The sequence below is a fragment of the Streptosporangium sp. G11 genome, assembly GCF_051192615.1.
Lineage (GTDB): Bacteria > Actinomycetota > Actinomycetes > Streptosporangiales > Streptosporangiaceae > Streptosporangium.
On sequence record NZ_JBPJUQ010000190.1, the window covers coordinates 1 to 4,993 of the forward strand.

At 62.6% G+C, this 4,993-nt stretch carries 4 protein-coding genes and 1 pseudogene; 1 reads left to right on the forward strand and 4 read right to left on the reverse strand.

What is annotated here, in order from left to right; genetic code table 11:
- Nucleotides 1–253 precede the first annotated feature (253 nt).
- The gene (locus ACSDR0_RS49295) at nt 254–745 is read right to left on the reverse strand and encodes a hypothetical protein (RefSeq protein ID WP_435295908.1); all 492 of its coding nucleotides are present in this window, start codon (nt 743–745) and stop codon (nt 254–256) included.
- A gap of 203 nt (nt 746–948) precedes the next feature.
- Nucleotides 949–1,092: pseudogene (locus ACSDR0_RS49300) on the reverse strand (ATP-binding protein); the annotation flags it as partial.
- Between the two features lie 533 nt (nt 1,093–1,625).
- Between ACSDR0_RS49300 and ACSDR0_RS49305 the strand changes: the two are divergent.
- Nucleotides 1,626–3,413 carry a reverse transcriptase domain-containing protein gene (locus tag ACSDR0_RS49305; protein ID WP_435295909.1) on the forward strand — a complete coding sequence of 596 codons (1,788 nt, stop codon included), beginning with the start codon at nt 1,626–1,628 and terminating at the stop codon, nt 3,411–3,413.
- Here the strand turns inward: ACSDR0_RS49305 and istB are convergent.
- Together istB and ACSDR0_RS49315 are read right to left on the reverse strand one after the other, a co-directional pair.
- Nucleotides 3,399–4,166: an IS21-like element helper ATPase IstB gene (gene istB / locus ACSDR0_RS49310; RefSeq protein ID WP_435295910.1), complete on the reverse strand. Its 768-nt coding sequence runs from the start codon at nt 4,164–4,166 to the stop codon at nt 3,399–3,401. The two genes, ACSDR0_RS49305 and istB, sit on opposite strands and share 15 nt — an antisense overlap.
- Nucleotides 4,166–4,993: Mu transposase domain-containing protein (locus tag ACSDR0_RS49315; RefSeq protein WP_435295911.1), on the reverse strand; the 828-nt coding region annotated here is incomplete at its 5' end. The genes ACSDR0_RS49315 and istB, both read right to left, overlap by 1 nt.

Genomic DNA, 4,993 nt, shown 5'->3' on the forward strand with positions numbered 1-4,993 from the left:
CTCCGCAAACGCGTGCTCCTCACCAACTAGCGCTCATCACACACCGTCACCACTTCACGGACTTTGATCCAGATCCTGAGATTCAGCAACAGCGCAGCGGCCTTGGGCGTAACCATGCGACCGCTTCGTCCCGATACGAGCTGGCTCTCCGGCCTCAAGTGTTCGGGCGATCACTGAGACCGAAGCCGTTGCTCAGCACCGCTCCGCTCGGCGGTGTGGGATCACCGCGCTATGCGCGCGGCCCATCGATGAACTACTGCCGAGCCGTTGCGGCCAGCTTGAGCGCTGCTCCAATCAGCAGCCGAACGACGATGACGACGAGCCAGCCAGAAAGGATCGCCCTCAAATCATCGATCCGCAGGGGCAGACCAAGCGCCGCGCAGAGCACTTCCGACAGCCAGAGAGCAAACGGAGTCGAGACTAACGAGACGATCAGGACCATAGCCGGGAGTCGGGTCGCTTCCCTGTGCCGGATCTCCCGCGCGGCATCGCCCTTTTCGCCCCGGGACGCGTCGTCCACGCCTTGGACCGCGCCGCGCTGCCGGAGCTGCCGCAGGCTTGAAATGAGTATGGCCACTCGGCCACACATGACGAACATCAGGAACACGAGCGCCGCGACGGCGATTGCCTGCGCCTGCCGTATGGCAGGACCGTCAAGGTGGATGCCAGGCACCACCAGCACGGTCAGCCACACGACCACGAACGAGCTGACCAGCACCACAGGAATCGCCTTGATCGCCTGCATCCACACTCGGTGGCGCAGATCATGCGGAGCCCGGTCTTCCACGGATTAAGAATCACACGGGATTCACAGTCGTGCCAGGCAGCGGTCGATGCGGCGTCCTCGTCTCCACCGATCAGCTCGGCTTGAGCATTGCGTGCAGCCCCGTCCTCGTTCAGTCCCGCGCTCCTGGTGAACGCCGGCCCGCGCTGCGGCCCTGTCCTTGGTTACCCTGCGCTCACCTGCTCGGCCTTCGCCCGTGTCTGGGCCAGCCGGTAGGAGTCGGTTCCGGTCTCGATGATGGTGCCGCCGAAGGTGAGCCGGTCGACGATCGCGGCGCATAGGCGGGGGTCGGTGAAGGTCTTGGTCCAGCGTGCGCCGTGAGGCGCTTCGTTGTATCCCCGACGCAGTCGGGATGAACTTGGAGGGAGGTTCATGGGTCGCCGGGCTCACCTGAATGCGAAAGCGTGAGGGGACAGCAGCATGCTCGGAAAGCGGTGCCCATCCGGAGGCGTTCAGGGTGGGGTGCCGCAAGGCCCGCGCGATATGGCTAAGGCTTGATTGCTTGAAGTCCAATTCCCAGCGGCGCCAAAGACACCCGTCGAAACAGCGCCTACGTTCGACGTCGCACCATGTTCCTGTCGCGGTTGGAGACCGGAACAACCTCCATGGTGTTGAGCGCCTCCCAATGAGGGCGGTTAAGGGGATGAGTGGACAGCCTACGTCGCGCTCGATACGTACAACGAAGACGTACCACGGGATCGTCTAAGGGGTGCGAGCCCTATGGCGACGGAGTGCCCGTAGTAGTAGCAGGAGTAACGACCTGCCAGGGAGTCCGGGAAAGCCGGTAACAGGGCAAAGGGGCACAGGTGATTGAGACGTCCAGTGATGGGAGGTATGCGTAATGCAGAGCGCCACAACGGTGCTGGGCGTCATCCGGGAACGTGGCAAGCAAGGCCTGCCACTGGAGAGATTGTATAGGCAGCTGTTCAACCCGCAGTTCTTCCTAATGGCCTACGGGCGCATCTATGCCAACAAGGGTGCGATGACGCCAGGGGTCACCGGGGAGACCGTGGACGGCATGTCGCTGGAGAAAATCGACGCGATTATCGGTGAGTTACGTTCCGAGTCGTACAGATGGACTCCAGTCAGGCGGACGTACATTCCAAAGAAGAACGGGAAGAAACGCCCTCTTGGTCTGCCGACGTGGTCGGACAAACTGGTCGCCGAAGTGGTCCGCCTCCTGTTGGAAGCGTATTACGACGTCCAGTTCTCTGATCGCTCTCACGGTTTTCGCCCCGGCCGAGGTTGCCACACGGCATTAAACGAGGTAGTGGAAGTCTGGAAGGGAACACACTGGTTCATCGAAGGAGACATCTCCGATTGCTTCGGCAGCCTGGACCATGAGGTGATGCTCACCGTCCTTGGGGAGAAGATCCACGATGGACGTTTCCTGCGGCTGATCTGTCGGATGCTCAAGGCCGGGTACTTGGAGGACTGGCGGTGGAACGCCACGCTCAGCGGTGCGCCGCAGGGCGGGGTAGCCTCTCCGATCCTGTCCAACATCTACCTGAACCGGCTTGATCAGTTTGTTGAACAGCAGTTGCTGCCGGACTACAACCAGGGCAGGTTGCGCCGGCGGAATCTGGAGTACGGCCGCATAGGGGCACGGATCAAACGGGCAGGTCGACGCGGGGATCGGGCAGCAGTGCGCTTGCTTCGGCAGCAGCAGCGAAGCCTTCCCAGCGCTGACCCGAATGATCCGGACTACCGGCGGTTGCGATACGTCAGATACGCCGACGACTGGCTGCTCGGGTTCGCCGGGCCAAAGCGCGAAGCCATGGAGATCAAGGAACGGATGAGAACCTTCCTGCGAGATGACCTCAAGCTGGAGCTCTCCGAATCCAAGACCCTGATCACGCACGCCGCCAGCCAGGCGGCGCGTTTCCTCGGCTACGAACTTAAGGCCCAGCTTGCCGACACGAAGATCACTCACGGGCGTCGAGCGGTCAATGGCCAGATCGGGCTGTTCGTTCCACGGCACGTGATCCGGCAGCGGTGCGTGTTGTACATGAGCAGAGGAAAGCCGAAATTCCGTGGGGCTCTAATACATGATCAGGACTACTCGATCGTGGCGAAGTACCAAGCGGAGTATCGGGGAATCGTGCAGTACTACCTCCTGGCTCAGGATGTTGGGCGCCTGGGCCGCCTGCGTTGGGTGATGGAGACCTCCATGCTCAAGACACTGGCCAGGAAGCATCAGTCCACCGTCACGAAGATGGCGCGCCGCTATAAGGTGTCCGTCGATACGCCTGACGGACCACGGACATGCATTCAGGTCACGGTCAAACGCACTGACGGGAGGAGGCCGCTGGTCGCCCGATTCGGCGGGATTCCACTCAAGCGGCAACGCTTCGCTGACCTGGTTGATAGGTCACCGTCGACGAGATACGGCGGCAGTAATGAGCTGATCCACCGACTCTTGGCGGGGAAATGTGAGATTTGCGATTCTCGGACTGGTCTGCAAGTTCACCATATCCGTAAAATGGCAGATCTTAATCGACCCGGCCGACGCGAACCGCCAGCATGGATAAGGCTCATGGCACAGCGGCGGCGAAAGACTCTCGTGGTCTGCCAAAGCTGTCATTGGGACATTCATGCAGGACGGGCCACAGTCTCAACCCGGAGATGAGATCACTGGAGAGCGGTATGCGGTGAAAGTCGCACGTACCGTTCGGGAAGGGGCCGTCGAAAAAGGACCCGGTCCACGGGCACCTCGTCGGCGGCCTACTTCACCGCCGAAGGACTCGTTGGAGGCGATGGCCAGGCTGTTCTTCTCCTCGCGCTCGGTTAGCACCTGAAACAGCAGCTCAGCGCCTCGCCGGTCCAGCTCCATGTAGCCGAGTTCGTCGATGCAGAGCAGGTCGACGCGGCCGTAGCGAGCGATCGTCTTCGACAACTGTTTGTCGTCGGAAGCCTCGACCAGCTCGTTGACCAGCTTGGTCGCCAGGGTGTACTTCACCCGGAACCCTGCCATCGCGGCCTCGGTTCCCAACGCAATCAGCAAGTGCGACTTGCCCGTTCCCGAATCGCCGATCAGGCAGAGCGGCTGACCCTTCTTCACCCACTCGCAAGAGGCCAGGGTGTGGATGACGGCCGGGTCGATGCTGGGGTTGGCCTCGAAGTCGAACTCGCGCAGTGACTTGTCGCGGGGAAACGACGCCGCCTTGATGCGTCGGTCGGAGCGGCGGCGCGCTCGATCATCGCACTCGGCCATCAGCAGCTCGGCCAGGAAGCCTCGGTAGGTCATCTGATCGCGGGCGGCGGCCTCGGCGAGTTCGGGGAACTTCGCGCGGATGGTTGGCAGGCGAAGCAGTCGGCAGGCCGAGTCCACTGCGGTCTCTGCGGCCTGCTCGGTCAGTCCGCGGTTGCGGTTGAACGTCATCACATTTCTCCCTTGCTGGAGGGGCCCTGACCGCTGGATCTGCGGCGCAGTAGCTGGTCATAGACGGCCACCGAAGGCAGCGGCCGTGTATCGGGCGGAAGCTGGGCCAGCCTCCGCACGGTCAGCGATGTCACCGTGGCGTGCTGGGTGGGTTCCGGTGGTTGTTGCGATGGAGCCGCTGATTCCGCCTGTTCGGCTTCAGCTGCCTTGCGGGCTTCCAGCGCCACCGCGTCGACGGTCAGCGCACCAGCGCGAAGCGCTGAAGCTAAGCCTGCGACGACGTGTTCGTGGTTCATGTGACGATTCAGCAGTAGCACCGCTACCAGGGCTTTGGTGCCCTCGGAATCGCCGTGAGCCTTGCAGGCCGCAGCCCACCATGCGTCGTGGACTGGGGTGAAGCGCCCGGCCGCGCGGGCCTGCTCCAGTGCTGTGGCCCCTGGCAGCGCACCAGGTTTACGCACCAACGCCTCCAGGTAATGGTCCAGCACCAGGCGGACCTGACCTTTGGCCTTCAACCGCTCGTGACGGGCAACCTCCTCGCGCCTGTCATAGACGACCAGTTCGGAGGCGTGCAGCAGTACCCGGACCTTGCGGCCGATCAGGCGCACCGGCACCGAGTAACGGTTCGTGCGAACGCTGATCTGGCTGTGGCGGTCCACGCGCAGAGCGAAGTGCCGGCCCGTCTCGAACGGCTCGTCCGGCAGCGGCTTGAGCAATTCCCGTTCGATGGCGAAGTGCTCACCGATAGTGTGAGGGGCCACGGTGATTCCGGACAGCCATGTTATGGCGCAGCCTATGCGGCTATTTGGGTTGCGAGGGCCTCGTTG

Bases quoted from the DNA above. Each gene is read 5' to 3' on its own strand.
- ACSDR0_RS49295 (WP_435295908.1), bottom strand. From the start codon at position 745: ATGCAGGCGATCAAGGCGATTCCTGTGGTGCTGGTCAGCTCGTTCGTG.
- ACSDR0_RS49305 (WP_435295909.1), top strand. From the start codon at position 1,626: ATGCAGAGCGCCACAACGGTGCTGGGCGTCATCCGGGAACGTGGCAAG.
- istB (WP_435295910.1), bottom strand. From the start codon at position 4,166: ATGACGTTCAACCGCAACCGCGGACTGACCGAGCAGGCCGCAGAGACC.